A 25567-nucleotide genomic window follows, 5' to 3' on the forward strand; every position below is an offset into this window, starting at 1 on the left:
CCGAGGGTGCATTGAAGAGCATCACCGATGCTCCAAATGTGCCGGTAGAAAAAGCACTGGAGCCGATCGTCGAGCGCGGCCCGAGACTGCACCAGGCCGGCGAAGCCGGTTACCGCTGAGGAGAACAGCAATGCGTCTACTCGTTCTCGGCACAGGCGTCATGGCCAAAAACCAGGTTGCCAACTTCCTTGCCATCGATGGCGTGGAAGTGGTCGGCGCCGTCGATACGGACCGGGCCCGGCTCGATGAGTTCGCCGATCATTTCAGCATTGAAAAACGCTTCAGCACGCTCGACGAAGCAATCGCCTGGGACAAATTCGATGCGGCGACGAATGTGACGCCCGACCGTATCCACCACGCGACCAGCCTCGCGCTGATTGCCGCCGGCAAGCACGTCTTCTGCGAAAAGCCGCTGGCGGAGAATTATGCGCACGCGCTCGAGATGACCGAAGCTGCAGAGGCAGCCGGGGTCATCAACATGGTGAACCTCACCTATCGCAACGTTGCTCCCCTGCAGCGCGCCCGCGAGATGGTGCTATCAGGCGAACTCGGCACCATCCGTCATGTTGAAGCCTCTTACCTGCAGAGCTGGCTGGTTTCGCGTGCCTGGGGCGACTGGCGCACGGAATCGCGCTGGCTGTGGCGCCTGTCCACCGGTCACGGTTCGAACGGCGTGCTCGGCGATGTCGGTATCCATATCCTCGACTTCGCAGCCTATGGCGCTGCGACCGACATCGATCACGTCTTTGCGCGGCTCAAGACCTTCAACAAGGCGCCGGGTGGCCAGATCGGCGAGTATATGCTGGATGCCAATGACAGCTTCACTATGTCGGTCGATTTCGCCAATGGCGCGCTCGGTGTCATCCATGCGACCCGCTGGGCGACCGGCCATTTGAACGAGCTGAAGCTGCGCATCTACGGCGAGAGGGGCAGCCTCGAAGTCACTCATCGTCCGGACGGCTCGGATCTTCGCGGCTGTTTCGGCGACGACATTGAAAGCGCCACCTGGCGTGATATCGAGGTGCCGACGGTGCTGACCAACTATCAGCGCTTTGCCGAAGCGGTCAGGACCGGGAAACAGGACGATCCCACCTTCCGCCATGCCGCCAACCTGCAGAAGGTCATCGACCTCGCGATTGTGTCGGAGAAAGAACGTCGGGAGTTCAATCTGCTGGCTTCCGATAACTTGGAAGGCACGGCCGGCCAGGAGCTTGAAAGCGAGGCGGACGATCAGGGTCCGGCGCTGGCACTCGTTGTCTGACGGCATGGTGAAACATAGAAGGCCCGCGTGATCGGGCCTTCTTCKAGCCAACAGCTCCCTCTGCTTATCCATGGCAGAGGGCGGGCGCTCGCTCCGGATGGCGCAAACGGCACCCACGCGATCTTTGCTTGCCGCGGTATATAACCACGGCAGACAAGGCGGGCTTCCTAAGCGGCCTTAACAGGCGCGCTCACGCCACGATAGGCAATGAGATCCTCGATCGTGATCAGGTGGAGGCCGTGCCGTTCGGCAAACCGCTCGAGATCGGGCAGGCGCGCCATCGTGCCATCGTCATTGGCCACTTCGCAGATGACGCCCGACGGCGACAGGCCGGCAAGCCTAGCGAGATCGACAGCCGCCTCGGTATGGCCGGGGCGAGAAAGCACGCCGTTCGGATGCGCTCGCAGCGGGAAGATATGGCCGGGCCGCGCAAAATCCTCGGGGCGAGAATTCTTACCGATGAGCGCGCGAACCGTCGCGGCGCGGTCAGCCGCGGAAATACCGGTCGTCGTTTCAGGGATATAGTCAACCGACACGGTGAAAGCTGTCTTCAAGAGTTCGGTATTGTTGGGAACCATCTGCGGGATCTGCAGTTCGTCCARCCGTTCGCCTTCCATTGCGACGCAGATGAGGCCGCGGGCGTAATTCATCATGAAGGCGATTGCCTGCGGAGTGATTGCTTCCGATGCGATGACGAGGTCACCCTCGTTTTCCCTGTCGCGATCGTCGACGACGACCACGATCTCGCCGCGTGCAATTGCGGCGATCCCATCTTCGATTTTAGAAATTGCCATTTCTCTGCCTTTCAAGGGTTAGCCGCAACGCGCGACATCCATGGCCTGTCAAAGGCCACCATTTTCCCTTGGGCGAACAAGCATATGAAACGCCGCGTGCCGAGCGGCGTCCTCTACGTTGCTCTCTTCCATCCGGACTATGACCGTCGGCTCCGGCATCTCACCGGATCTGCTGACCCTTCGCTTTCACGAAGGCGCTCGCGGGCTCCGAGTTGCCTCGATACCGCCGGTGGGGAATTACACCCCGCCCTGAGAACATTTCTTAGATAAATGATGAATGCCTCGTTCGGCAAGAGGTTGGGCGAAAATCACCGCTCGAGAATTGTCTCGTATAGGTGAAAGCACCGTTCGCTATTGTCGAACAAAGCTATGACATGATCAGGCCGCCATCGACATTGATGGTCTGGCCGGTGATATAGGCCGCGTCGTCGCTCGCAAGGAAGGTGACGAGGCCGGCGACATCTTCGCCCGATCCGGCACGCTTCATCGGTATTCCCTCGACCCATTCCTTCATGAGTTCGCCGGGGCCGTAGTTGCCGAGCAGCTTGCCCCATGCCTGGTCGTTATAGGCCCACATGTCGGTTTCGATGATGCCGGGGCAGAACGCGTTGACGGTAATGCCGTTGGTCGCGACTTCCTTGGCAAGGCTCTGGGTAATGCCGACAACGCCCATCTTCGACGCGGCATAATGCGGCGTATAGATGAAGCCGTCGCGTGCCTGGCCGGAGGCGGTGTTGATGATGCGACCGCCGCGGCCATGCTTGCGCATGCGGGCAATCGCTTCCTGGGCGCAGAGGAACACGCCCTTGGTGTTGACCGCCATGACCTTGTCCCACTCGCCCTCAGTCATATCCTCGATGCGGGCAATGGTGATGACACCGGCATTTTGAATGGAGACATCAACGGCGCCGAAGGCCTGTTCGGCAGCGTCATAAAGAGCCTTGACGCTTGCCTTGTCGGTGACGTCGCCAACGAAGGAGATAGCTTTGCCGCCATCGACCTTGATCTGCTCGGCGACGGCATGCACGCTCTCCTCATTGGCGGAGACGACGAGATTGGCGCCCTCGCGCGCAAAGCGTTTGGCAATCGCCGCACCGATGCCGCGGCTTGCGCCGGTAATGACGACAGTCCTGTTTTCGAAGCGTTGCATTCTCTTTTCCTTTCACGGTGCCGGCGAGTGCGGCGCCGATCCAAGAAACCGGCCGCGCTTACCCGCTCACTTAGACTTCAAACGGCTGCAGAAATAATCGCGGCGAATTCCGATGCCTTCAGCGAAGCGCCGCCAACCAGCGCGCCGTCCACATTGCGAATCTTGAAGATCGAAGCCGCATTCGACGCCTTGACCGAGCCGCCATAGAGGATCTTGACTGAATGGCCGTCGTTCCCCAGCCGATCTGCGAGCATCTGCCGGATCGCGGCATGGACCTCCTCGATCTGTTCGTTGGTCGGCACCAATCCGGTTCCTATCGCCCATACGGGCTCATAGGCGACGACGAGATTTGCGCTCGTCGCTGCCTCGGGAATGGATTCTCTCAACTGCTCGCCAACCACTTCGATCGCCCGTCCCTCGTCACGCTCATGTCGCGTTTCACCGACACAGACGATCGCGATCAAGCCCGCTTGGTGAGCGGCAACTGCCTTTGCAAGGACGATTTCATCATCTTCGCCGTGAGACACACGGCGCTCGGAATGTCCGAGGATGACATAACGCGCGCCAATATTGGCGAGCATTTCGGCAGAGACGTCGCCCGTATGGGCACCTGACTGCTGCGCATGACAATCCTGCGCGCCGATGACCAGTTTCGAATCCTTAACCCGCGCCACTGCGCGATCAATCAGCGTGAAGGGCGGGCAGACGACGATATCGCACGTCGCACTGCCCGTTAGTCCCTTCAGCGCCTCGATCTCAGCTTGGGAGGAGATGAGACCGTTCATTTTCCAATTGCCTGCGATCAGCTTGCGCATGGCATCACCAGCAGCAGAAGCCGCCGTCGACGAGCAGATCGACGCCCGTCACGAAGCTCGCGGCATTCGACAGCAGAAAGACAGCCGGACCGACCATCTCGTCGACACTGGCCATTCGCTGCATCGGCGTCTGTTCCTCGAAGAGCTTGGTCTGATGCACCATTTCGGGCCGGGTGTTCATCGGCGTTGCGGTATAGCCCGGCGAGATCGTGTTGACGCGGATGCCGCGCCCGACCCACTCCATGGCGAACGACTTCGACATATGGATCACGCCCGCCTTCGAGGCATTGTAATGGGCCTGGCTCAAACCGCGATTGACGATAACGCCCGACATGGAGGCGATGTTGACGATCGACCCGCGGCCGTTCTTCAACATGGCCCGCGCTTCGGCCTGGCAGGAGAGGAAAACGCCCTTCAGGTTGATGTCCATCAGCGTCTGATACTGATCCTCTTCCATCTCCTCGGCGGGATTGGCATTGGCGATACCGGCGGCATTGACAGCAAGCGAGAGCGCACCGAGATCGGCTTCGGTGCGGGCGACGGCATCCGCCAGAGACGACTTGCTGGTCACATCGGCTGCAATCTCGATCGATCGACGGCCGGCAGCCCTGATATGGCCGGCAGTATTGGCAAGGCCGTCATCGCTACGGCGGTCGAGAAGCGCGACGTCAGCACCGCACTGGGCGAGACCGATGGCGATCCTCTGCCCGATGCCGCTGCCGGCACCCGTCACGATGGCGACCTGGCCGCTGAGATCAAATAGTTTCGGTGCGTTCAGAGAGATGTCGGACACCGCTCTTCCTTTCTGTCTTTGCTTAGATTGTCGCCAGTTCCATGACCGAGACGTCGTTCRCCTCGTCACGCTTCAGAATGCCTGCCTGCTTGCCCTGAGCCAGCACGAGAATGCGGTTTGATACGCCGAGAACCTCCTCGAGGTCGGAGCTTACGACAATGACCGCGACACCCTGCTTGGCGAGGTTGACGATGATGTCGTAGATGCCGGCGCGGGCTCCGACATCGATGCCGCGCGTCGGTTCGTCCAGCACCACGACCTTGGGATCACGCATCAGCCATTTGGCGATGACGACCTTCTGCTGGTTGCCGCCCGAGAGATCGGAAGCAAACTGCTCCGCACGCCCCTTGACGCCGAACTTCGCCACTGCCTTTTCGGCGAAAACGCGCTTCACGTTCGAGGTGAGCCAGCGCCCGCCAAGCTTGTCGAGATTGGCGTAGATGATGTTCTCGCTGATCTTGTGCGCGACGACGAGGCCCTGCTCCTTGCGATCTTCCGGAACCATCACGATGCCCCTGGCGATCGCATCCGCTGGGCTGCGCAGCTTCAGAGCCTCACCGTCCAGCTTGATCGAGCCGCCGCTGATTGGATCGGCACCGGAAATCGCCCTTACAAGCTCGGTGCGGCCGGCGCCGACGAGGCCAGCAATGCCAAGGATTTCGCCGGCATGGACGTCAAAGCTCACATCGCGGAAGGAATCGTCCGGCGACGTCAGGCCAGACACCTCAAGCACGGACCGGCTGGTCGGCTCGGGAAGTGTCGGAAACAGGCGATCGAGCGACCGACCGACCATGCTTTCGACGATTGTGCGCACCGGCGTCGAGCTGTCGGCAAATTCATGGACGCGCTCTCCGTCGCGAAGCACGACGATGCGATCGGTGAYCTTTTTGATCTCCTCCATACGGTGGGAGATGTAGATGATGCCCACGCCCTCGGCGCGGAGCTTGCGCACCTGCTCGAACAGGGCTTCCGTCTCCGCCCCACCAAGGGCTGCAGTCGGCTCGTCGAGGATCAGGAGTTTTGCATTAAGCGCCAGCGCCTTGGCGATCTCGATGAGCTGCTGGTTGGCGGTCGAGAGACCGGCGACCTTTCGGGTCGCGGGAATATGCAGGTTCAGCCGTGCGAGCTGTTCCTGGGCGCGGCGAACCATCTGGGCGCGGTCGACCACGCCGTTCTTCATCGGCCATCGACCGATGAAGACATTTTCGGCGATGGAAAGATGCGGCAGGAGCTGCAATTCCTGGTGGATCAGCACGACGCCCTTGTCGATCGCCTCGCGTGGAGCGGCCGGGGCATAAGGCTGCCCCAGCCATGTCATCGTGCCCTCGGACGGTGTGCGTGATCCGGCAATAATGCCTGACAGTGTCGACTTGCCAGCGCCGTTTTCGCCGAGAAGTGCCACCACCTCGCCGGGATAGACGTCCAGGTCCACATTTTTCAGAACCTGCAGCAGTCCGTAGCGCTTGGATATGCCCCTCAGGGAAAGAACCGGCTCGGTCACAGCACACCTCCTCGAGATTTCGACTGATTACGGATGGTTGGCGATGAAGCCTGCCACGTTTTCCTTGGTCGTCAGCGTGGCGTCCATCAGTTGGACCGGCGGCACCTTTTCCTTGGCAGCGAGCTTGACCGCGTTCTCCACCGCATCGCGGCCCATCTTCTGCGTCTGCTGTGTCGCGGTTACGTCGAACACACCCTTGCTGAGGGCCTCAAGTGCAGCGGTGTCGCCATCAAAACCACCGACCACGATCTTTTGCGATGGATTGGCGACCTTGATCGCCTGAGCCGCACCGAGCGCCAGTCCATCTGCCTGGGCGAAGACGATCGAGACATCCGAATTGGACTGGAGCATGTTCTGCATGATCTGGAAGCCCTCGTCCTGGCTCCACATGTTGGAATATTGCTCGGCGACGACGCTCACGTCCGGATAGGCCTTCAGGGATTCCTGGCACCCCTTGGTGCGGTCCAGTTCAGGCGTGGTGCCCTTCTGGCCATGGATGATGACCATCTTGCCCTTGCCGCCAGCTTCCTTGAGGATGTAGTCGCAAACCGCCTTGGCGGAGGCGACGGAATCGGTCGCCAGGAAGGTATCGCCCGGAGCGCCTTCAGCATTGCGGTCGACGTTGACGACCGGAATGCCGGCCTGCTTTGCAAGCTTGACCGGCACACTGGCTGCAGCAGCGCCTGCCGGGATGTAGATCAGTGCGTCGATATTCTGGGTCAGCAGGTCCTGGATCTGGTTGACCTGGGTCGGGCCATCGCCCTTGGCGTCGACGGTGAGGACCTCGATGCCACGCTTCTTGGCTTCGGCTTCGACGGACTGCTTGATCTGGTTGAAGAAGTTCGCCTGCAGATTGGCGACGGCAAGGCCGAGTTTCTTGACTTCGGCCGCCTGAACGGATCCGAGGCTGAGGCCAAGCAGGGCGGCAGACGCGAGCAGAGTGCGCGCAAATTTCATGTCAGTTCCTCCATTGTTAGTGAACCCTTGGGTATCCTCCCCCTCGGGCAATAGATCCGCTCCAAACCCTTCGGAGAGGAATTTCTTCAGGCCCGCATCCTCTGCAGCCTAGCGATCAGGCGGCCCGCCGCTTGCGGATCGTTTCGGCACCGACCGCGAGAACGATGACGACGCCGATGATGACCTGTTGCAGGAAAGGCGACACGTTGAGAAGGTTGAGGCCGTTGCGCAGCACGCCGATAATCAGGACGCCGATCAGTGTGCCGCCGATGCCGCCAGCGCCTCCCGACAGAGACGTTCCGCCGATGACGACGGCCGCGATCGTGTCCAGCTCGTAGCCGAAACCACTGGACGGCTGAACCGAGTCCAGACGGGCAGCAAGAACGATGCCGGCAAGACCTGCAAGGACGGCACTCGCCATGTAGACGAGAATAGTCACAAGCTGGACATTGATGCCGGCAAGACGGGCAACTTCGGGATTGCCGCCGACTGCATAGAGCATGCGGCCTTCTGCGCGGAAGTGCAGGAAAACCCAGGCAGCGGCGACGACAGCCAGCATCAGGAAGACGGTTGCGGTCAGAATGCCGAAATGGCGGTCAATGGCCAGCATCATGAACCAGTCGGGGAAGCCGACGATCTGCTGGCCGTCGGTGATCATGTTCGCCACGCCGCGCGCGGCCGACATCATCGCAAGCGTCGCGATAAAGGCAGGCACCCTGAACCAGGTGACCATGATGCCGACGATCAGGCCGCTGATCATCGAGGCAATGAGCGCCACGACGATGCCTACGCCGAGCGGCAGGCCGGCGACATTCGCTGTCCAGCCCATCACCATCATCGCAAGCGCCAGAACCGAACCGACCGAGAGATCGATGCCGCCAATCAGGATCACGAAGGTCATGCCAACAGCCATAATGCCGAGCACGGTGATCTGGTCGAGAATGTTCAAACCATTGCGGACGGAGAGAAATGCATCAGTGCTGAAGGTCAGGAAGAAGCAGAGCAAAAGCAATCCGATCAGCGGACCGGTCGCTCCCGTGAGCTTGCTGACCCACGTGCCCGATGGACGGCTCTGTTCATTAACGTCGATCGCCACCATCGTTCCTCCCTGAAGACTAAGGCCGGCAGCCAATATTTCACCAAGCAAGAATAAATATTCATGCCTGCTGGAAAATTCATTAACAACTTGCCTTAGCACTGTCAACCGGCTTTTCGGATGAAAGCTAGAGCATTATGACTAATAAGGGGCTTGACTAAGACGTCGCCTGTGCAAAAATATAAACACATGAATATTTATGCACAAGAGGAAATGATGGAGCCTTCCGAACTTGAACGTGTTGCTCGCCAGATCCGTCTGCGCGACCTTCAGGCCGTATACGAGGCAGGCGCCGGCCATATCGGTGGCGAGATGTCGGTGATCGATCTGCTCACGGCGCTGTACTTCCGCGTGCTGCGTGTCTGGCCAGACCAGCCGAAACACCCCGATCGCGACAGGTTCGTGCTGTCGAAGGGCCATACGGCCTGTGCGCTCTATGTTGTGCTTGCCAAGCGCGGCTTCATTCCGGAAGAGGAAATCTCAACCTTCCTGAAGCCATATTCCCGGCTGAACGGCCATCCGAACTGCAACAAGGTGCCGGGCGTCGAAACCAACACCGGRCCGCTTGGACACGGGCTGCCGGTCGCTATCGGCATGGCGAAGGCCGCGAAACTCTCGGGCGCGAAGTACCACACCTACGTCATCACCGGTGATGGYGAGATGCAGGAAGGCTCGAACTGGGAAGCCATCATGGCGGCATACCAGTTCCGTCTGGACAATCTGACGCTGATCATCGACCACAACAGGTTCCAGCAGGGTGCCTCGCTCTCGGACACCAACGATCTCGCCCCCCTTCGCCCCAAGCTCGAAGCCTTCGGCTGGGAGGTCAGTGAAATCAACGGCAACGACATGCACGCGATCGTGCCCGCTCTCGAGCATCGTTCCGACCGTCCTCATTGCATCGTGGCGCACACCAATAAGGGCCACGGCATCTCGTTCATGCAGGATCGGGTCGACTGGCATCACAAGGTTCCGAGCAAGGAACAATATGAAACCGCATTGGCAGAACTGTCGGAGGCACTCTAATGAACGCGCCCGTAAACCCACCGAAGCTCTATGACTGCCGCGATGCCTTTGCCGCGACGCTCGAACGCCTGGCAACCGAGAATGAAACCATCGTCGCCGTCTGCAACGACTCGGTCGGCTCCTCCAAGCTTGGCGGTTTCAAGTCGAAATTTCCCGACCGCCTCGTCAATGTCGGCATCGCCGAGCAGAACATGGTCGGCGTCGGCGCGGGTCTCGCCAATGGCGGACGACTGCCCTATGTCTGCGCCGCCTCACCGTTTCTGACCGGCCGGTCGCTGGAGCAGATCAAGGCCGACATTTCCTACTCCAATGCCAACGTCAAGCTCGTCGGCATTTCCTCAGGCATGGCTTACGGCGAACTCGGCCCGACCCATCATTCGATCGAGGATTTTGCCTGGATCCGCGTCCTGCCGAATCTGCCCGTGATCGCGCCGTGCGACCGGATCGAGACTGCCGCCGCCGTTGAATGGGCAGCAAGCTACAATGGTCCCTGCTTCCTGCGCCTGTCGCGCGTCGGCGTTCCGGATCTGCTGCCCGAAGGCCACAAGTTCGAAGTCGGCAAGGCGAACCTGCTGCGCGAAGGCTCCGATGTCACTCTTATTGCCAACGGCACGCTGACCCACCGCATGGTGAAGGCGGCCGAAATCCTTGCCGCGCGCGGCATCAAGGCGCGCGTGCTGAACATGGCGACCGTTCGTCCGATCGACGAAACCGCCATCATCGCCGCAGCCCACGAGACTGGCGCGATCGTAACGGCGGAAGAGCACTCGATCTTCGGCGGCCTCGGTTCCGCCGTCGCCGAAGTGGTGGTCGACAACGCCCCTGTACCGATGAAGCGTCTCGGCGTTCCCGGCGTCTACGCGCCGACGGGATCCGCCGAATTCCTCCTCGACGAATTCGGCATGGCGCCGGCGGCGATCGCCGATGCGGCCCAGGCGCTGATCAAGCGCAAATAATCTGATAGCAGGTCTATTGAGCCGGGGCGCGCATCCGCCCCGGCCATTCGTCTGAGGAGAAGATGATGCGGGCAATTCTGGCGATCGACCAAGGCACTACCAATTCGAAGGCAGTTCTGGTTTCCGAAAGAGGAGACGTCCTTGCCAGAGGCTCGGCCGCTGTCGGCATCTCCTATCCGCAGCCGGGTTGGGTCGAACAGGATCCACGCCGGATATTTGCCTCCGTTTGCGAAGCGATCGAGGCCTGCCTGAAAAACGCCTCCGGCGTCGCCGTCGAGGCGGTGGCGGTGTCCAACCAGCGCGAATCCGTCACTGTCTGGGATGCCGAGACCGGCGAAGCGCTAGGCCCAGTGCTGAGCTGGCAATGCCGCCGCACCGCGCCGGACTGCGAGCGCCTCATCGCCGAAGGGCATCTGGATCGTGTGGAGACACTGACCGGCCTCCCTCTCGACCCGATGTTTCCCGGATCGAAATTCCGTTGGCTGCTCGATCGCGTGCCAGCCGGCCGCCGCGTGCGCCTCGGCACGATCGACAGCTGGCTCATTCATTGCCTGACCGGCGGCAGCCGCCACGTCTGCGATGCCTCCAATGCCGCCCGAAGCCAGTTGTTCGACCTCAATGGCCAGATCTGGAGCGAGGAACTCGGCCAAATCTTCGGCGTCGATATCGGCCTGCTGCCCGAAGTGCTCGACAGCTCCGCCGATTTCGGCACGACGCGTGGCCTTCCCGGTATTCCCGATGGCACGCCGATCCGGTCGGCCATCGGCGACAGCCATGCAGCACTCTTCGGTCATGGCGCCTTCAAGCCGGGCGACGGCAAGGTGACTTTCGGAACCGGCTCCTCCGTCATGACGACATTACCGCGCTTCATCGCGCCGCAAAACGGCATCACCACGACGGTCGCCTGGCGGATCGCTGGCATGCCGACCTTCGCCTTCGAGGGCAACATTCTCGTTTCAGCCGCAAGCCTCCCCTGGATGGCGGACATTCTGGGCCTTGCCGATGTCGCAGCCGTCGTCGACCTTGCGGCGACCGCCGAGCCGGGCGGACCGGGATTCGTGCCTGCCTTCGTCGGCCTCGGCGCGCCCTACTGGAACTCCGACGCCCGCGCACTTTTCTCGCAAATCAACTTTTCTACGACGCGCGCCCAGATGGCCCGCTCGGTGACTGATTCGATCGCCTGCCAGGTGCATGACGTGATCGCCGCCATGCGCGCCCAGAGCGGCGGTCAACTCGGCGCCCTTTACGTCGATGGCGGCCCGAGCCAGAACCGCTTCCTGATGCAATGCGTATCCAATCTCATCGAACACGCCGTCATACAATGTCAAGCGCCGGAGGCTTCCGCCCTCGGTGCAGCTTATTTGGCCGGGCTTTCGCTCGGACTGTGGAGCGATCTCGACGTGATCGGGGCCTTGCCCCGAAGCACTAAGGTGATCCTCCCCGAAGAGATCGATCGCATCGGCCTTCTCAATACATGGAATGATGCGCTGGCCCGCTCGACGTCGCGACCGACACCGGCTAAGTGTGAATAATAATTCAAGCCGGTATAGCCCATGTCCCGCCTCAACGAACTCCGCCTGATTTCCAGGGTCGCCCAGATGTACCACATCGAAGGGCGGCGGCAGGCGGAGATCGCACAGCATTTGCGACTATCCCAGGCGACGGTCTCGCGAATGCTGAAGAGGGCGGAGGCCGAGGACATCGTTCGCACCAGCGTCATCCCGCCGGTCGGCACCTATAGCGAGCTCGAGGGCGCGCTGCGACAAAAGTTCGGCCTTCCTGAAGCAATTGTCGTCGAGTGCAGCGAGGACCGGGACGGCGCCGTCATGGCCCGGATCGGTGAAGCGGCAGCCCATCTTCTGGAGATCACACTTTCGCCTGGCGAGATCGTCGGGGTGTCGAGTTGGAGCCAGACGATCTTCAAGATGGTCGAAAACATCCATCCGCAAAAGAGCGCCCAGGTAAAATACGTTGTCCAGACCCTCGGGGGCATGGGCGACCCTTCCGTGCAGACGCACGCCACGCAGCTCACCACCCGTCTCGCTCGGCTGACCGGGGCCGAACCCAAGCTGCTTCCCGTCCAGGGCGTGACGACATCGAGGGAAGCCAAGCTCCTGATGCAGTCAGATCCCTTCGTTCGTGAGACCATGGATCTGTTCGGCAGCATCACGCTCGCCATCGTTGGCATCGGCGCGGTGGAACCGTCCGAATTGCTTGCCCGCTCCGGCAACATCTTTTCGTCGCGGGAACTCGCCGATCTTGCCGAGGCCGGCGCCGTCGGCGACATTTCGCTGCGTTTCTTCGACAAGGACGGCAAACCGGTGAAGACACCGCTGGATGAGAGGGTCATCGGCCTTCCGCTTGAGGACCTTGCACGGGTGGATCGGGTCATCGCGCTGGCCGGCGGCTCGAAGAAGACGGCAGCGATCTCAGGTGCCCTGCGTGTTGGCGTCATAGACATGCTGGTAACGGACAAGTTTACCGCTCAACGATTGATCGACGTATAGTGTCAAATGAAGGTCGCTTCAAATAGCTCACGCGCATAGTCGTCATGCGTTTTTCCGTCCTGCACATCCCGTTTCGAGAGCTCGTCGACGAACCGGCCATCCTTCATGATCAGTACGCGATCGCACATGTGGGCAATCACCGCCAGATCGTGACTGACAAGCACGTAGGTCAACCCCATCTCGTCGCGCTGGTCCGCCAGCAGGTTGAGGATTTCCGCCTGTATCGACACATCGAGCGCCGAAGTCGGCTCGTCGAGAAGCAGGATCGGCGGGGACAGGATCAGCGCTCTGGCGATTGCGACACGCTGGCGCTGACCGCCGGAAAGTTCGTGGGGGAAACGGCTTGCAAATGCGGCCGGCAGGCCGACCTGCCGCAGAGAACGCTCCACCGTTTGCCAGATCTCTTGTCTGCCCATCGCCCGCAAAGGTTCGGCAAGTGCCGTGCCGATCCGGTGGCGCGGATGCAGGGAGCCGTAAGGGTCCTGAAACACCATCTGAGCGCATTTCAGATCATCCAGACTTCTCGACTTGCCGACAGCCCGGCCTTCCAGCGTAATTTCCCCTGACCAGCCTTTTTCCATGCCTGACAGGCATCGCAACACAGTCGACTTGCCACAGCCGGATTCGCCGACGATGCCCAGCGTTTCCCCACGAGCGACGCTGAAGCTGATGTCCTTGACGACATGGTTTTGCTGTTTACCGGACAGGAATGTGACGTTGAGGTCGCGGACTTCGATCATCATGCGTTCTCCACGTCGATCTTCGAGCGGTCGAGCACCGCAAGCCGCCGAACGGGATGCCGCGGATCGGGCATCGCGGCGATCAGCCCCTTCGTATAGGGATGGTTTGCATCTTCCAGCCGCGTCAGCGTCTCGACGATGCGCCCGGAATACATGACGATGATCCGCTCACAGAAGGCGGAGACCATCCGGATATCGTGACTGATCAACAGCAAGCCGGAATCATTCTCCCGCACAAGTTCATCCAGGAGCGTCAGCACATCCTTGCGCACGCTGACATCCAGCGCTGAAGTCGGCTCGTCGGCGATGACGAGCTTCGGCCTCGCCAGAAGCATCATCGCAATCATGACACGCTGACCCATGCCGCCGGATATCTGATGCGGATATTGTGCCATCACGCGCTCGGCGTCCCTGATGCGAACGCGCTCAAGCATTGCCTTGGCTGCAGCGGTCGCCGCTCCGCCACGCAGGTTGAGATGCAGACGGGCCGCTTCGGCGATCTGCTTGCCAACAGTGAGCACTGGATTGAGGGAATAGCGCGGGTCTTGCATAATCAGCGCAATATCCTTGCCGCGTATCTTTCCCATCTGTTTCTCAGACAGAGACAGAAGCGGACTGCCGTCGAGGTCGAGACGCTTTGCCGAGACGGTAGCGCCTGCCGACAGAAGCCGCATGATCGCTCGGCCGGTCGTCGATTTTCCCGAGCCGGACTCGCCGACGATGCCGACGCGCTCGCGCCCGACGTCGAAGCTGACACGGGAGACCGCAGGCACGGCGTTCTTGCCGAAGCTGACATTGAGGTCTTCGATGGAGAGTACCGGCTTCATATCAGGACCTGGCATGGCGGGGATCCAGAATGTCGCGAAGCGTGTCGCCTACGACGTTGAAGGCAAGACTGGTGATGAGAATGGCGACGCCTGGCATGACGGCAACCCACCAATAGTCGAGCATGAACTTGCGACCGCTCGAGATCATCGCGCCCCACTCGGGCGCCGGCGGCTGCGCGCCCAATCCGAGGAAACCAAGCGAGGCGGCCGTCAGAATGATGCCTGCCATGTTCAAGGTCAGGCGTACGATCACCGACGGAATGCACATGGGCGCGATATAGACGAACAGGATGCGCAACGGCGAGGCGCCATAAAGGCGAGCTGCGGCAACATAGTCGGCATTCCTGACGACCAGCGCCTCGGCGCGCGCCAGGCGGGCGATAGGCGGCCATGCCGTGAGCGAAATGGCGATGATCGCCGTCGTCAATCCAGCCCCGAGTGCTGCGGCAAATGCCAGCGCCAGGATCAGCGAGGGAAAGGACAAGACGATATCCGTTGCCCGCATCAAAAGCGCATCCGTCCGACCGCCGAAGAAACCGGCGACGACACCGATCAAAAGACCGATCGGGCCAACGATCAGGGAGATAGAAAACACGGTCTGGACTGTAATCCGCGTTCCGTAGATCAGGCGGCTTAGAATATCCCGGCCGAACTCGTCGGTGCCCGCCCAATGAGCAGCACTCGGCGGCTGCAGCGCGTCGGACAGGACCTGGATGTTGGGATCATAGGGCGCAAGCAAAGGCGCAAGGATCGCGACCACGCAGAGGATCGCCAGAATGACGAAGCCGGCAAGGCCGAGTGGTTCCTGCCCCAGCCTTGAAACGATCCGTATCGTCGAGCCTGAGATCCGTGCAGGCAGGCTCGGTGGGCGCGCAGCGAGGTTGGTTTGGATTGCATCGCTCATTGTGCAGCCTCCCGCGTTCGCGGATCGAATATCGCATAGGCGATGTCCGCCAGGAAATTGAGGAACATGAAGATGAAGCCGATGATGATCGTGGCGGCAACGACGGCGTTCATGTCGCCGATCATCAGTGCGTTCGTCATGTATTGGCCGATACCCGGCCAGGAAAAGACGATCTCCGTCACGACGGCGCCTTCCAGAAGTCCGCCATAGGAAATCGCCAGGATGGTGATCAACTGGACGGCGATGTTCGGCAGGACATGACCGATGACGGTACGGGCTGGACCGACACCCTTTGCACGCGCGGCAATCACGTAATCCTGGCTCAATTGTTCCAGGGTGAAGCTGCGGGTCATGCGGGTGATATAAGCCATCGCGGCATAGGCGAGGATCACCGCCGGCAGGATGATATGCCCAAGCGCATTCCAGAAGATCTCCGTCTCTCCCTGCAATAGGCTATCAACGAGCAGCAGCCCTGTCTGCGGCGTCACCATGCCCTCGTAGAAGACATCGACACGACCGGGACCTCCAACCCAGTTCAGCCCGGCATAGAAGATCACCAGGCCGACAATGCCGAACCAGAAAACCGGGATCGAATGGCCGACAAGCGCCACGATCCGGGCGATCTTGTCAATGAAGCTGTCGCGAAAGAGCGCAGCCGTCAGGCCAAGCGGAACGCCGACGAAGGTCGAGATCAGGATCGCCAGGGTGGCGAGCTCGAAGGTCGCGGGAAATGCCTGGGCAAGATCCGAAGAGACCGGATTGCCCGTCAGCACGGCCGTCCCGAAATCGCCATGCGCAAGACCATTCAGATAGATAAAAAACTGCTGATAGATCGGCAGATCCAGACCAAGCTTCTGGCGCATGGCGGCATAGGCTGTGGGGTCTGCCAGTTCGCCGACGATCGCTCCAACCGGATCGGCGGGAAGAATGCGGCCGATCACGAAGGTAACGCATAGCAGGATGAACAGGCTGACGGCCAGGTGTCCCACCCGGCGCGCCAGTTCCTTGATAGAGAGTTCCTTCATGATCGGCGACCCTACTTAATCGGTCTCGGCTTTCGTGACGCCCTCAAGGCGCGTCGTCTGGTTCGGATGGCCAACATAGCCCTGAACCTTGCCACTCAGCACGATGGGCTCGAAGCGCTCGAACATCGGCAGGACGGCCGGCTTCTGATCCACGAACATCTTCTGCATCTCGACGTAGAGTTCGCCACGTTTCTTCGGATCTGTCTCAAGCGAGGCTTTCGCCGTCAGCGCCGTCAATTCGGGAATGTCCCATGCCGAACGCCAGACGAAATTGCCGGCATTGTTTGCCTCGAGAGAATTGTCGGGATTGGAGGCGAACTGCTCCATCGCCCCGAGCACGTTCGGCATGTAGGCACCAGTCTGGGGAATGAGCAGATCGAAATTCCGCGCGCGGTGGGCCGCGATGATGTCGGATCCATTGCCCTGCTGGATGTCGACCTTGATGCCGATCTGACCGAGTGAAGCCTGGATTGCAGTGGCAAGATCGATGCGGGGCGTCTGCGCGATAGTCTTCAGACTGACCGTAAAGCCGTCCTTGAAACCGGCTTCGGCAAGAAGCGCCTTCGCCTTGGCGACGTCAAGGTGCCAGTCCGGGCTTGGAATTGCATATTCAAAGTTTTCCGGGACGGGCACAGTGCGCGCACGCCCGTAAGGACCCATGATGGTCTTCTCGATCCCCTTGTAGTCGATACCGTAGGCGATCGCTTCGCGCACCTTCGGGTTGGACAGGTATTTGTTACCAGCATTCATCGACAGCACGTAGAAGCCGCCTGTGGGCACACGCTGGATCTCGAAGCCCTTCTTGTTGTCGAAGGTGGCAAGATCGGAGGCGGTCAGCGCGCTTGCTATGTCAATGTCGCCGCGCTCCAGCATCAGGCGCTCCACCTGGCTTTCGGGCACATGGCGAACGATGACGCGGCGCATCTTCGGCGCACCCGCAACATAGTCCTTGTTGGCGTCGAGAATGACAAGTTCATTGGGCGCCCAGCGGTTCAGCGTAAACGGTCCGGAGCCTGCCGAATGGGTTCTCAGCCAAGCATTGCCATAGTCGTCGCTGACGACATGCTTCTGGACCTCAACGCTGTCGACGACGCTCGCAATGACCATGGCGAGACGGTAAAGCAGAAGCTCCGACGTCACCTGACCCGAAAGATCGACGCGCACCGTCTTGTCGTCGACGGCTTTGACCAGTTGATCGATATTGTCCTTCGTATAGCCGACGCGCTTCAGGTTGGCGGCTGCGGCCTGATCGAGCTTCAGCAAACGCCCGAGCGAATAAACGACGTCCTTGGACGTCACCGGATTTCCGGAGGCGAAGGTCGCTTCGCGCAGCTTGAACGTGATCCCCTTGTCATCGACCTGCCAGCTTTCGGCAAGCTGCGGCACGATCTTGCCGTCAGGAGTCGAGGCAACCAAGCGATCGTAGAGGTTCGACATGATTTCATTGGCTTTGGCTTCAGTCGCCTGCTGTGGATCAAGCGAAAGAACCTGAGCGAGCGAGGTGCCGACCACCAGCTGATCGGCGGGCGTCGCCGCCCGAAGTGCCGGTGCCGCCAAAGTCAGCGCGCAGAATGCGACGCCGACAAACAGGCTTCTGGAAAAATGCTTCATTGCAACTCCTCCCTGAGTTACTATACAAGACATAATATGTCGTCCGTATGTCGTATTATGACTTTTCAAAGAAGTTTGCAAGTGCCGTACGGGCGGGGGATGGAGAAAATGGGGAACCACGAAATGGTGGTGGGTACGCGTGGCAGACAGCGGTTGGCGCAGCAGGTCATCGACCAGCTGCGCATGCAGATCGAAACGGGAAAGCTTCGCGAGGGAGATCAGCTTCCAACCGAACCTCAGCTTGAGGCAGCCTTCGGCGTGAGCCGCACTGTCGTGCGGGAGGCGATCGCCGACCTGCGCGCTGCCGGATTCGTCCGGCCCGTTCAAGGCAAGGGCGTCTTCGTATCCGATCCCAAGGCGCATGGCGGGCTGACCCTGACGCCGGTTGAGGTCAAGAGCATTCCGGAAACATTGGAATTGCTCGAGTTTCGCATGGCAGTCGAAGGAGAAGCTGCCGCTATTGCAGCCTATCGCAGAACAGCGGAACAGGAGGCGGCAATTCGGGTCGCCAACCGGAAAATGGCCCAGCTCATCGAAAGCGGGGAGCCCACGGTCGAGGCCGATTATGAATTCCATAGCGCAATCGCCAACGCCTCGAACAACCGGTTTTATATCGACGCCCTGCGTCATTTCGGGCCGCGCGCGATCCCGCGCGGCCAATTCCCGACCTTGCCTGAAGCCAATGACCGCGCCTATCTTGAAAGAGTTCATGCAGAGCATGGTGAGATCCTGGCGGCTATCGCTGAGCAGGATCCGGATCGCGCGAGGCAGGCCATGCGCGCGCATATGATGGCGAGCCAGCGACGATACCGGATGCTCGCAGAGCAGCAATGAGGCTCGACAAACTTCGAAATTCATATTATGTCATATGACGTCATTTGAATGAGCGAGAGGTTAATCGTGTATTTGGGAACCCAGGTCGCCGCGCGGGACGACGATGATTTTCGCGTTTTTGCCCAGCTGGGCGTGAAGCATATTTCGGCGGATCCACCGGGTGCGCCGTCGAGCTGGACGCTGGAAGATCTCGAACGTCATCGCGATCATGTCGAAAGCTTCGGTCTCGTTCTGGACATGATCCAGCTCCCCCTGCCCTCCAAGCCGATCGAAAACGCGTCCTATCCCGACATTCTGCTCGCCGGCCCGGAACGCGACCGCCAGATCGATGCCGTCTGCCGGATGATCGAGAACTGCGCAAAGGCCGGGATTCCGGCTACGAAATACAATCTCAACCTCATCGGCATTCCGCGTACGGACCTTGAAAAAGGCCGTGGTGGTTCTCTGAACGAGGCCTTTCGTTGGGACAAGACCGATCAGCAGGCAGCGCCCGGTCTTGCAGGCGTCCTGTCAGAGGACGAGAACTGGGAGCGCATCGACTATTTCCTGGAGCGCGTAGTTCCCGTCGCTGAAAGCAACAAAGTGCGCCTCGCCTGCCATCCGCACGATCCCTATACGCCGCCGGGCTATCGCGGCGTCACCCGCGTGCTCGGCACCGTCGACGGACTGAAGAAATTCGTGCAGATGCGCGAAAGCGCCTATCATGGCCTGAATTTCTGCCAGGGCTCGATCGGCGAGATGCTCGACAATCCGCGTGAGGAAATCGACGACATCATCCGCTGGTTCGGTACGCGCGAAAAGATCTTCAACGTGCACTTCCGCAACATCAGCGGCGGCAAACTCTCCTTCATGGAAACCTTCCCCGACGAGGGCGACATGGACATGGTGCGTTCGCTGAAGGTCTACCGGGAGGTCGGCTACAAATACATGGTCATGCCGGACCACGTACCGCGAATCAGCGGCCGCGACGCGACGGGCGTCGCCTTCAGCTTCTGCTACGGTTACATCGCGGCGGTGCTCGAGGCGATGGAAGCCGGTCATATGTGAGCGACACGCTCACCTTCAATCAGCAATTATTCAAGGAATTCAACATGGATCCCAACGCCATCAAGAAAGCCGTGGGCAACGGCCTCCTCTCCTTTCCGGTGACGCATTTCGACAGCGAGAACAAGTTCAACGAAGCCGCATACCGCGACCATGTGAACTGGCTTGCCAGTTATGATGCCAGCGCGCTTTTTGCCGCCGGCGGGACGGGCGAATTTTTCTCCCTCAATCCGGCAGAAATCCCCACCGTCATACGCGCCGCCAAGGCCGCCGCCGGCAAAACGCCGATCATCTCCGGAACGGGCTATGGCACGTCGCTTGCCATCGACATCGCACGCGCTGCTGAAAAGGCCGGCGCCGATGGCCTGCTCCTGYTTCCGCCCTATCTGATGTTTGCCGAGCAAGCCGGACTCGTCGCCCATGTGAAGGCCATTTGCCAATCCGTCGGGATCGGTGTGATCGTTTATAACAGGGACAACGCGATCCTGTCGGCCGACAGCATCGCGCAACTCTGCGACGACTGCCCCAATCTCATCGGCTTCAAGGATGGCGTCGGCGACGTCGACCGTGTCATCGAGATCACCACCAAGATCGGCGACCGGCTCGTCTATGTCGGCGGCATGCCGACCCATGAAGTCTACGCGCAGGCCTATTTCGCCGCCGGCGTCACTACCTATTCCTCGGCGGTCTTCAACTTCGTGCCGGCTCTTTCGCAACGTTTCTACAAGGCGCTCAGGGCAGGAGACCAGAAGACCGTCGATCAGATTCTCAAGGACTTCTTCTTCCCCTTCGTTGCGCTGCGCAATCGGAAGAAGGGCTATGCGGTTTCGATCATCAAGGCTGGACTGAAAGTCATCGGCCGCGATCCGGGCACCGTGCGGGCACCGCTCACGGACCTTTCGGCCGAGGAGCTTTCCGTTCTGCGGTCGATTGTCGAGGCCAACGATCCGACGAGACTGGCCGCGGAGTAAGCCCGCGGCGGCGTTGGGCTGGCTGGCCGGTGTCCAGTCAGCGCCACCGTCGCGCCGCCGCGACAATCGGCGTCACCGCCGCTCTCATGCTCTCGGGCGTCGTGCCGGTGACGATAACCCCGAGCAGCGGCGCCGCGATACCCGCGGCCCTCAGTCTCTGCATATCATCGGGCACAAACTTCTTCTGGCTTGGCGCGATGACCGGAATGCCCGCCTTGTCAGTGATGGTCCGGTAGCGGGCGAGATCGGTTTCGTCGAGCGGCTTTCCGTAGTCGGCAAAGGAAGCGACGGAGGCTTCCATCATCGCGCCGGGAATGTCGAGAATTCTCTGCAAATCCTCGTCCGTACTCGCCTCTCCAAGAGCCGGAATGGGCCGTAGCCTTGATTGCAGCAGATGCGGCTGCATGTCGGTGAAATAGATGTTGAAGCCTTCAAATCCGAGATCGGCGAGCACATCCAGCTCTTGCGGGCTCGGAACCGTTTCCTGCCCGACCATCACCAGAAGCGGAACGCCAAGCGTCGCGAGCCTTTCCAGGAAGGGTCGCTCTTCGCCAAAGCTGCCGAAGGTCGTGCCGGTGGCGCGATGATAGGCGTTGAGATGGATCTTGATCGCAAACGCACCCGCTCCGATGGCCGCCGTCGCAAGGTCGAGATCGTGACGGGCAAGCGAGACGATGACCGGGAATTCGCCCTCGCGCAGCGCCCTGGTAAGTCTGGTTTCCGGATAGGTCGGCATGAGAAACCTCAGTTTAGACGCAAGCCGCCGTCGGCGGCGAAGAGGTGGATATTGGAAAGCTCCGGACGAACGTGGATCGTCGCGCCGGAGGAGAGCGACACGCGCTCGCGGAAGACGCCGGTGACCTGGGCCTCGCCGAGTTTCATCGTCACCTGGGTTTCCGATCCCATGGGCTCGACCAGAACGATCTGCGCCGGCACGCCGCCGTCGTCGAGTGCGAAATGCTCCGGCCGGATGCCGTAGACCGCCTTGCGGTCGTTCAAGTCATGCGCCACCTGCGGCAGCGGCAATACGATGCCGGGTGCCGCAAACCCTTTTTCGGTGATTGTGCCGCTGAGGAAATTCATCGCCGGCGAGCCGATGAAACCGGCCACGAACTGATTGGCCGGCCGGTCGTAGAGGTCGAGTGGCGCGCCGATCTGCTCCACCCTGCCGGCGTTCAGCACGACGATCCTGTCAGCCATGGTCATGGCTTCGACCTGGTCATGGGTGACATAGATGGTCGTCGTCTTGAGCCTCTGATGCAGGCTCTTGATTTCGCCGCGCATGACGACGCGCAACTTGGCGTCGAGGTTCGACAACGGCTCGTCGAAGAGGAAGACCTGCGGATTGCGAACGATCGCCCGCCCCATGGCGACGCGCTGGCGCTGGCCGCCGGAGAGCTGGCGCGGATAACGATCGAGCAGGTGAGACAGGCCGAGGATGTCGGCTGCCCATGTCACCCGCTCAGCGATCTGCACCTTGCTGGTACCGCGATGCTCCAGCGAGAAGCCCATATTGGTGGCGACCGTCATATGCGGATAGAGCGCGTAGTTCTGGAAGACCATGGCGATGTCGCGATCCTTCGGATCGAGATCATTGACCACCCGTCCGCCAATCCTGATATCCCCGCCGGTAATCGTCTCGAGCCCGGCAATCATCCTGAGTAGAGTGGACTTGCCGCAACCCGATGGCCCGACCAGCACGACGAATTCGCCGTCGCGGATGCCGAGGTCGGCGCCATGAATGATGTCGAGCGCACCATAACTCTTGCGGACACGGGAAAGGGTAACGTCAGCCATGGGGGAAAATCCGGTTCTTCAGCCCTTGAGGCCGGTATGCGCGAGCCCTTCGACGAATTGCTTTTGCGCGATGATGAAAACGATGAGGACGGGCAGCGCCGTGAGTGTCGCCGCGGCAAGCTGGATGTTCCACATCGGCCCGCCATAGGCATCGGTATATTGGGTCAGCGCCTGCGGCAGCGTGAACTTCTCCGCGCTCGACAGGAACACGATCGGTTCGAGGTAGAGGTTCCAAGAGTGCAGGAAGGTAAAGATCGCCACAGAGGCCAGTGCCGGTCTGGCAAGCGGCAGCGCGATCTTGCGGAAGATCTTGAAACGCCCGAGACCATCGACGCGCGCTGCCTCTTCCAGTTCGACCGGCAGCGTCACGAAAAACTGTCGCATGACAAAAGTGGCAAAAACACTCGGCGCACCGAAGATCGGCACGAGGATCAGCGGCCAATGCGTATTGACCATACCGGCCTTCAAAAACATCTGGAAGAGCGGCACGATCGTCACCTCCGACGGGATCAAGAGGCCGAGCAGCACTACCATGAAGATCGTGTTGGCGAAGGGGAACTTGATGCGCGCGAAGGCGTAACCGGCCATCGATGAGACGATCATCGTGCCAACAGTGACCGCGGCGGCGATATAGGCCGAATTCCAGTATTGTTTGACGAAAGGCTGCAGCTCGAAGACCTTGCCATAGGTCGTCCAGTCATAGCTCTGCGGGAAAAGTTGCGGCGGAAAGGCGAAGATATCGCTGATCGGCTTCACCGAAGAGGTGACCATCCACCAGGTCGGGAAGACGAAAGGAATGAGCAGCACGCACATCAGCCCGTACAGAAAGACCTTCATGCGCGGGGGGAGCTCAGCTTTCATAGAACACGATCCTCTTGCGCAATTGCCATTGGGCGAAGGTCAGCACGGCGACGATCAGGAAGAGCAGGATCGACAGCGTGGAGCCGTAACCGAAGAAATGAAACTGGAAAGCCTGCTGGTACAGATAATAGACGAGCACCGTCGTCGAGATGCCCGGCCCGCCCTGCGTCAGCACCGCGATCTGCGCGAAGACCTGTAGCGATCCGACGATGGTGATGATCGAGGTGAGCAGGATGGTCGGGCTGATCAGCGGCAGGGTAATGCGGCGGAACTGCTTGAAGCGCGGCGCACCATCAATGCGGGCCGCCTCATAGAGCTCGTTCGGCACGCCCTGGAGGGCTGCAAGGAAGAGGATCATGTTGAGGCCGACATTCTTGAACACCTGGACGACGATGACCGAGATCATCGCGGTGGTCTCGCCGCGCAGCCAGTTCGGACCCTCGATGCCAAACAGCAACAGCATGCCGTTAATGCCGCCGTTCTTTTGCAGCAGAAACCCCCAGACGATCGTCCAGGCCACCAGCGACACGACAACAGGCGAAAAGAACAGCGTCCGGAAGATCGTGATACCTGCAAGCTTCTGGTTCAACAGCACCGCCAGCAGCAAGGCCAGCGACAGATTGAGAACCACAAGCCCGGCGGAGAAGATGGCGGTTGAGCCGAGCACCTGCAACAGGTTCGGGTCCTCACTCAGCATCTGGTAGTTCTGCGTGCCCGTATAGGTGAAGGTATTGGCGAGCACGTTCCACTCGTGCAGCGAATACCAGAAGACCAGACCGAGCGGGATCAGCACGAAGATGATGATGCCGATCAGTTGCGGAGCGATGAACAGGAAGCCGGCGAGGCTGTCGCGCCGCGCAATCGTCCAGAACGGCGACGAGGAGCGGCCTTCCGAAGTTGCGTTGTCCTGTGCGACAGCCATCTCTTATCTCCTCAGCGCTTGAGCAGCGGGCCGATCTGGCCGCAGATCGTCTGGAGCGTGCCGGCGACATCGGCATCCGGACGCCAGACGGCGTCGAGGCCGGAGCGCACGGTCTGCTGGATCTGCGCAAAGCCCGTGTGGCCAGGAATGACCTTGCCCGTCGCAATGCCGGCGATAACGACCTTGTCGATCTGTTCCCTCGTCAGCAGCGGATTGGTCTTCTTCAGCACGTCCGCGTTGAGCAGCGACTTGCGGGCCGAGGGGAAGAACTGGCTGAGCTTGGCCGAATTTTCCGGGTTCGTCATATAGGCGACGAATTCGGCGGCTGTCTTCGCGTTCTTGCCGGATTGCATGACGCCGATACCGGCCTGGCCGATCAGCGCATAGTCACCGGCTGGTCCCTTCGGCAGCGGCACGAGATCCCAGGAAAAGGGCTTGTCCTTCGGCAGCAGCGAGGCGCGGCTGATCTGGGTGATGGTCATCGCCGCATTGCCGGCGAAGAAGTCGACATTCTCGCCTGGACCGGGGATCGCCTTCTTCTCGAAGATCGCCTCATGGACGAAGGTCAGTGCATCGACCATAGGCTTTTCGGTCATCATGCAGGTCTTGCCGTCGGCGCTCCAGGGTGCGGCACCAAAGCCGTTCCAGACCGAGGCAAGATTCTGCCAGATCTGGTAGTTGAAGTCCCGCACGATCAGGCCGCCTTTACCCGTCTGGCCAACAGCCGAAGCAGTAGCGATCGCATTATCCCAGGTCCATTGGCCGGCGGCGATCATCTCGGCGGGCGTCTTGGCGCCGGCCGCCTTGATGAGGTCGTTGTTGACGAAGACTGCGAAGGGCGAGGTGGAGAAGGGATAGGCATAGAGCGTGCCGTCCTTTTGCCAGCGCTCGGTGGCCGTCCCGCTTACCTCGTCGAGATTGTAGCCCTGCGTTGCCTTCAGCGTATCGGTGAGCGGATAAAGCGCGCCGGAATTGACGAAGTCGTAAGCCGTCGTCTCGAAGATCCAGGCCAGATCAGGCGCATTGCCGCCGGCGATCTGGGTGGTGAGCGCCGTCGTATAGGTGTCGAACGGCAGCGACTCGAAGGTCACCGTGACGTTGGGGTGATCCTTCTTGAAGCCGGCCGCGATCTCGTTGAAGAGCTTCAGATGCGCTTCTGCCGCGCTCCAGATGGT

Annotated in this window: 25 protein-coding genes, 1 pseudogene and 1 riboswitch; of the genes and pseudogenes, 9 read left to right on the forward strand and 17 right to left on the reverse strand. The window is 60.5% G+C overall.

Annotation, left to right across the window (positions count from 1 at the left end; all coding sequences use genetic code 11):
- A pseudogene (locus AC1D35_RS28955) lies at positions 1 to 119 on the forward strand (ThuA domain-containing protein); the annotation flags it as partial.
- An 11-nt stretch (positions 120 to 130) separates the two neighbouring features.
- Positions 131 to 1261, forward strand: a complete 1131-nt coding sequence (locus AC1D35_RS28960) for a Gfo/Idh/MocA family protein (protein WP_477851964.1) — start codon at positions 131 to 133, stop codon at positions 1259 to 1261.
- Between the two features lie 167 nt (positions 1262 to 1428).
- On the opposite strand, the gene ribB is transcribed toward AC1D35_RS28960, so the two are convergent.
- From ribB to AC1D35_RS28995, 7 genes are all read right to left on the reverse strand, one after another.
- Complete coding sequence (ribB, locus tag AC1D35_RS28965) at positions 1429 to 2055, reverse strand: 3,4-dihydroxy-2-butanone-4-phosphate synthase (protein ID WP_477851965.1); 627 nt, start codon at positions 2053 to 2055, stop codon at positions 1429 to 1431.
- A 116-nt stretch (positions 2056 to 2171) separates the two neighbouring features.
- A riboswitch (FMN riboswitch) is annotated at positions 2172 to 2316 on the reverse strand.
- Between the two features lie 106 nt (positions 2317 to 2422).
- Positions 2423 to 3205: a glucose 1-dehydrogenase gene (locus AC1D35_RS28970; protein ID WP_113308952.1), complete on the reverse strand. Its 783-nt coding sequence runs from the start codon at positions 3203 to 3205 to the stop codon at positions 2423 to 2425.
- A 77-nt stretch (positions 3206 to 3282) separates the two neighbouring features.
- Positions 3283 to 4020, reverse strand: a complete 738-nt coding sequence (tpiA, locus tag AC1D35_RS28975) for a triose-phosphate isomerase (protein WP_113308951.1) — start codon at positions 4018 to 4020, stop codon at positions 3283 to 3285.
- Between the two features lie 4 nt (positions 4021 to 4024).
- Positions 4025 to 4813 carry an SDR family oxidoreductase gene (locus AC1D35_RS28980; RefSeq protein ID WP_477851966.1) on the reverse strand — a complete coding sequence of 263 codons (789 nt, stop codon included), beginning with the start codon at positions 4811 to 4813 and terminating at the stop codon, positions 4025 to 4027.
- Positions 4814 to 4835: 22 nt separating this feature from the next.
- Positions 4836 to 6314 carry a sugar ABC transporter ATP-binding protein gene (locus AC1D35_RS28985; RefSeq protein ID WP_477941369.1) on the reverse strand — a complete coding sequence of 493 codons (1479 nt, stop codon included), beginning with the start codon at positions 6312 to 6314 and terminating at the stop codon, positions 4836 to 4838.
- Positions 6315 to 6341: 27 nt separating this feature from the next.
- Positions 6342 to 7271, reverse strand: coding sequence for a sugar ABC transporter substrate-binding protein (locus tag AC1D35_RS28990; RefSeq protein ID WP_113298805.1), 930 nt, complete (start codon positions 7269 to 7271; stop codon positions 6342 to 6344).
- A 115-nt stretch (positions 7272 to 7386) separates the two neighbouring features.
- The gene (locus AC1D35_RS28995; protein ID WP_477851969.1) at positions 7387 to 8370 is read right to left on the reverse strand and encodes an ABC transporter permease; all 984 of its coding nucleotides are present in this window, start codon (positions 8368 to 8370) and stop codon (positions 7387 to 7389) included.
- Between the two features lie 213 nt (positions 8371 to 8583).
- Here AC1D35_RS28995 and AC1D35_RS29000 point away from each other — a divergent pair, with 213 nt between their 5' ends.
- The 4 genes from AC1D35_RS29000 (at position 8584) to AC1D35_RS29015 (ending at position 12856) form a co-directional block, all read left to right on the forward strand.
- Entirely contained in the window at positions 8584 to 9393 is an 810-nt protein-coding gene (locus AC1D35_RS29000) for a transketolase (RefSeq protein ID WP_113308962.1), read from the forward strand.
- Complete coding sequence (locus tag AC1D35_RS29005; protein WP_115037610.1) at positions 9393 to 10349, forward strand: transketolase family protein; 957 nt, start codon at positions 9393 to 9395, stop codon at positions 10347 to 10349. The genes AC1D35_RS29000 and AC1D35_RS29005 overlap by 1 nt, the downstream gene beginning before the upstream one ends.
- Before the next feature lie 65 nt (positions 10350 to 10414).
- Positions 10415 to 11881, forward strand: a complete 1467-nt coding sequence (locus AC1D35_RS29010; protein ID WP_477852116.1) for an FGGY family carbohydrate kinase — start codon at positions 10415 to 10417, stop codon at positions 11879 to 11881.
- A 21-nt stretch (positions 11882 to 11902) separates the two neighbouring features.
- Positions 11903 to 12856 (forward strand): sugar-binding transcriptional regulator, encoded by a 954-nt coding sequence (locus tag AC1D35_RS29015; protein WP_113308946.1) that lies wholly within the window; start codon positions 11903 to 11905, stop codon positions 12854 to 12856.
- Positions 12857 to 12858: 2 nt separating this feature from the next.
- Here the strand turns inward: AC1D35_RS29015 and AC1D35_RS29020 are convergent, their stop codons facing one another.
- From AC1D35_RS29020 to AC1D35_RS29040, 5 genes are read right to left on the reverse strand one after another with little or no spacing between them, the layout of a single operon-like run.
- Positions 12859 to 13596, reverse strand: a complete 738-nt coding sequence (locus tag AC1D35_RS29020) for an ABC transporter ATP-binding protein (RefSeq protein WP_113298828.1) — start codon at positions 13594 to 13596, stop codon at positions 12859 to 12861.
- Positions 13596 to 14438 carry an ABC transporter ATP-binding protein gene (locus AC1D35_RS29025; RefSeq protein ID WP_113308945.1) on the reverse strand — a complete coding sequence of 281 codons (843 nt, stop codon included), beginning with the start codon at positions 14436 to 14438 and terminating at the stop codon, positions 13596 to 13598. Before AC1D35_RS29025 ends, AC1D35_RS29020 begins: the two co-directional genes overlap by 1 nt.
- Positions 14425 to 15327, reverse strand: coding sequence for an ABC transporter permease (locus tag AC1D35_RS29030; protein ID WP_113308944.1), 903 nt, complete (start codon positions 15325 to 15327; stop codon positions 14425 to 14427). The genes AC1D35_RS29025 and AC1D35_RS29030 overlap by 14 nt, the downstream gene beginning before the upstream one ends.
- Positions 15324 to 16352, reverse strand: coding sequence for an ABC transporter permease (locus AC1D35_RS29035; protein WP_113508059.1), 1029 nt, complete (start codon positions 16350 to 16352; stop codon positions 15324 to 15326). The genes AC1D35_RS29030 and AC1D35_RS29035 overlap by 4 nt, the downstream gene beginning before the upstream one ends.
- A gap of 15 nt (positions 16353 to 16367) precedes the next feature.
- Positions 16368 to 17963, reverse strand: a complete 1596-nt coding sequence (locus AC1D35_RS29040; protein WP_477851972.1) for an ABC transporter substrate-binding protein — start codon at positions 17961 to 17963, stop codon at positions 16368 to 16370.
- Between the two features lie 123 nt (positions 17964 to 18086).
- On the opposite strand from AC1D35_RS29040, the gene AC1D35_RS29045 reads away from it, so the two are divergent.
- The 3 genes from AC1D35_RS29045 to kdgD all read left to right on the forward strand — a co-directional run bounded on the left by AC1D35_RS29045 (position 18087) and on the right by kdgD (position 20812).
- Entirely contained in the window at positions 18087 to 18797 is a 711-nt protein-coding gene (locus AC1D35_RS29045; RefSeq protein ID WP_113298787.1) for a FadR/GntR family transcriptional regulator, read from the forward strand.
- A 66-nt stretch (positions 18798 to 18863) separates the two neighbouring features.
- Entirely contained in the window at positions 18864 to 19844 is a 981-nt protein-coding gene (locus AC1D35_RS29050; protein WP_113308941.1) for a mannonate dehydratase, read from the forward strand.
- Positions 19845 to 19888: 44 nt separating this feature from the next.
- The gene (gene kdgD / locus AC1D35_RS29055) at positions 19889 to 20812 is read left to right on the forward strand and encodes a 5-dehydro-4-deoxyglucarate dehydratase (protein WP_477941379.1); all 924 of its coding nucleotides are present in this window, start codon (positions 19889 to 19891) and stop codon (positions 20810 to 20812) included.
- A 37-nt stretch (positions 20813 to 20849) separates the two neighbouring features.
- On the opposite strand, the gene AC1D35_RS29060 is transcribed toward kdgD, so the two are convergent.
- The 5 genes from AC1D35_RS29060 to AC1D35_RS29080 all read right to left on the reverse strand — a co-directional run.
- Positions 20850 to 21548: a hypothetical protein gene (locus AC1D35_RS29060; protein WP_477851974.1), complete on the reverse strand. Its 699-nt coding sequence runs from the start codon at positions 21546 to 21548 to the stop codon at positions 20850 to 20852.
- A gap of 8 nt (positions 21549 to 21556) precedes the next feature.
- The gene (locus AC1D35_RS29065) at positions 21557 to 22609 is read right to left on the reverse strand and encodes a sn-glycerol-3-phosphate ABC transporter ATP-binding protein UgpC (RefSeq protein WP_115037621.1); all 1053 of its coding nucleotides are present in this window, start codon (positions 22607 to 22609) and stop codon (positions 21557 to 21559) included.
- An 18-nt stretch (positions 22610 to 22627) separates the two neighbouring features.
- Positions 22628 to 23470: a carbohydrate ABC transporter permease gene (locus AC1D35_RS29070; protein ID WP_113298783.1), complete on the reverse strand. Its 843-nt coding sequence runs from the start codon at positions 23468 to 23470 to the stop codon at positions 22628 to 22630.
- Positions 23460 to 24392 carry a carbohydrate ABC transporter permease gene (locus AC1D35_RS29075; protein ID WP_113298782.1) on the reverse strand — a complete coding sequence of 311 codons (933 nt, stop codon included), beginning with the start codon at positions 24390 to 24392 and terminating at the stop codon, positions 23460 to 23462. The genes AC1D35_RS29070 and AC1D35_RS29075 overlap by 11 nt, the downstream gene beginning before the upstream one ends.
- A gap of 11 nt (positions 24393 to 24403) precedes the next feature.
- Positions 24404 to 25567: ABC transporter substrate-binding protein (locus AC1D35_RS29080; RefSeq protein WP_477941376.1), on the reverse strand; the 1164-nt coding region annotated here is incomplete at its 5' end.

The organism is Rhizobium sp. P1_E6 (assembly GCF_056405875.1).

What these genes read in the sequence shown, in the direction of transcription:
- AC1D35_RS28995 (WP_477851969.1), bottom strand. Translation starts at nt 8,370, where the DNA reads ATGGTGGCGATCGACGTTAATGAACAGAGCCGTCCATCGGGCACGTGG.
- AC1D35_RS29015 (WP_113308946.1), top strand. Translation starts at nt 11,903, where the DNA reads ATGTCCCGCCTCAACGAACTCCGCCTGATTTCCAGGGTCGCCCAGATG.
- AC1D35_RS29010 (WP_477852116.1), top strand. Translation starts at nt 10,415, where the DNA reads ATGCGGGCAATTCTGGCGATCGACCAAGGCACTACCAATTCGAAGGCA.
- AC1D35_RS29040 (WP_477851972.1), bottom strand. Translation starts at nt 17,963, where the DNA reads ATGAAGCATTTTTCCAGAAGCCTGTTTGTCGGCGTCGCATTCTGCGCG.
- AC1D35_RS29020 (WP_113298828.1), bottom strand. Translation starts at nt 13,596, where the DNA reads ATGATCGAAGTCCGCGACCTCAACGTCACATTCCTGTCCGGTAAACAG.
- AC1D35_RS29070 (WP_113298783.1), bottom strand. Translation starts at nt 23,470, where the DNA reads ATGAAAGCTGAGCTCCCCCCGCGCATGAAGGTCTTTCTGTACGGGCTG.
- AC1D35_RS29075 (WP_113298782.1), bottom strand. Translation starts at nt 24,392, where the DNA reads ATGGCTGTCGCACAGGACAACGCAACTTCGGAAGGCCGCTCCTCGTCG.
- AC1D35_RS29030 (WP_113308944.1), bottom strand. Translation starts at nt 15,327, where the DNA reads ATGAGCGATGCAATCCAAACCAACCTCGCTGCGCGCCCACCGAGCCTG.
- AC1D35_RS29035 (WP_113508059.1), bottom strand. Translation starts at nt 16,352, where the DNA reads ATGAAGGAACTCTCTATCAAGGAACTGGCGCGCCGGGTGGGACACCTG.
- AC1D35_RS29005 (WP_115037610.1), top strand. Translation starts at nt 9,393, where the DNA reads ATGAACGCGCCCGTAAACCCACCGAAGCTCTATGACTGCCGCGATGCC.
- AC1D35_RS29060 (WP_477851974.1), bottom strand. Translation starts at nt 21,548, where the DNA reads ATGCCGACCTATCCGGAAACCAGACTTACCAGGGCGCTGCGCGAGGGC.
- AC1D35_RS29065 (WP_115037621.1), bottom strand. Translation starts at nt 22,609, where the DNA reads ATGGCTGACGTTACCCTTTCCCGTGTCCGCAAGAGTTATGGTGCGCTC.
- AC1D35_RS29025 (WP_113308945.1), bottom strand. Translation starts at nt 14,438, where the DNA reads ATGCCAGGTCCTGATATGAAGCCGGTACTCTCCATCGAAGACCTCAAT.
- AC1D35_RS28960 (WP_477851964.1), top strand. Translation starts at nt 131, where the DNA reads ATGCGTCTACTCGTTCTCGGCACAGGCGTCATGGCCAAAAACCAGGTT.
- AC1D35_RS29045 (WP_113298787.1), top strand. Translation starts at nt 18,087, where the DNA reads ATGGTGGTGGGTACGCGTGGCAGACAGCGGTTGGCGCAGCAGGTCATC.
- tpiA (WP_113308951.1), bottom strand. Translation starts at nt 4,020, where the DNA reads ATGCGCAAGCTGATCGCAGGCAATTGGAAAATGAACGGTCTCATCTCC.
- AC1D35_RS28990 (WP_113298805.1), bottom strand. Translation starts at nt 7,271, where the DNA reads ATGAAATTTGCGCGCACTCTGCTCGCGTCTGCCGCCCTGCTTGGCCTC.
- AC1D35_RS28970 (WP_113308952.1), bottom strand. Translation starts at nt 3,205, where the DNA reads ATGCAACGCTTCGAAAACAGGACTGTCGTCATTACCGGCGCAAGCCGC.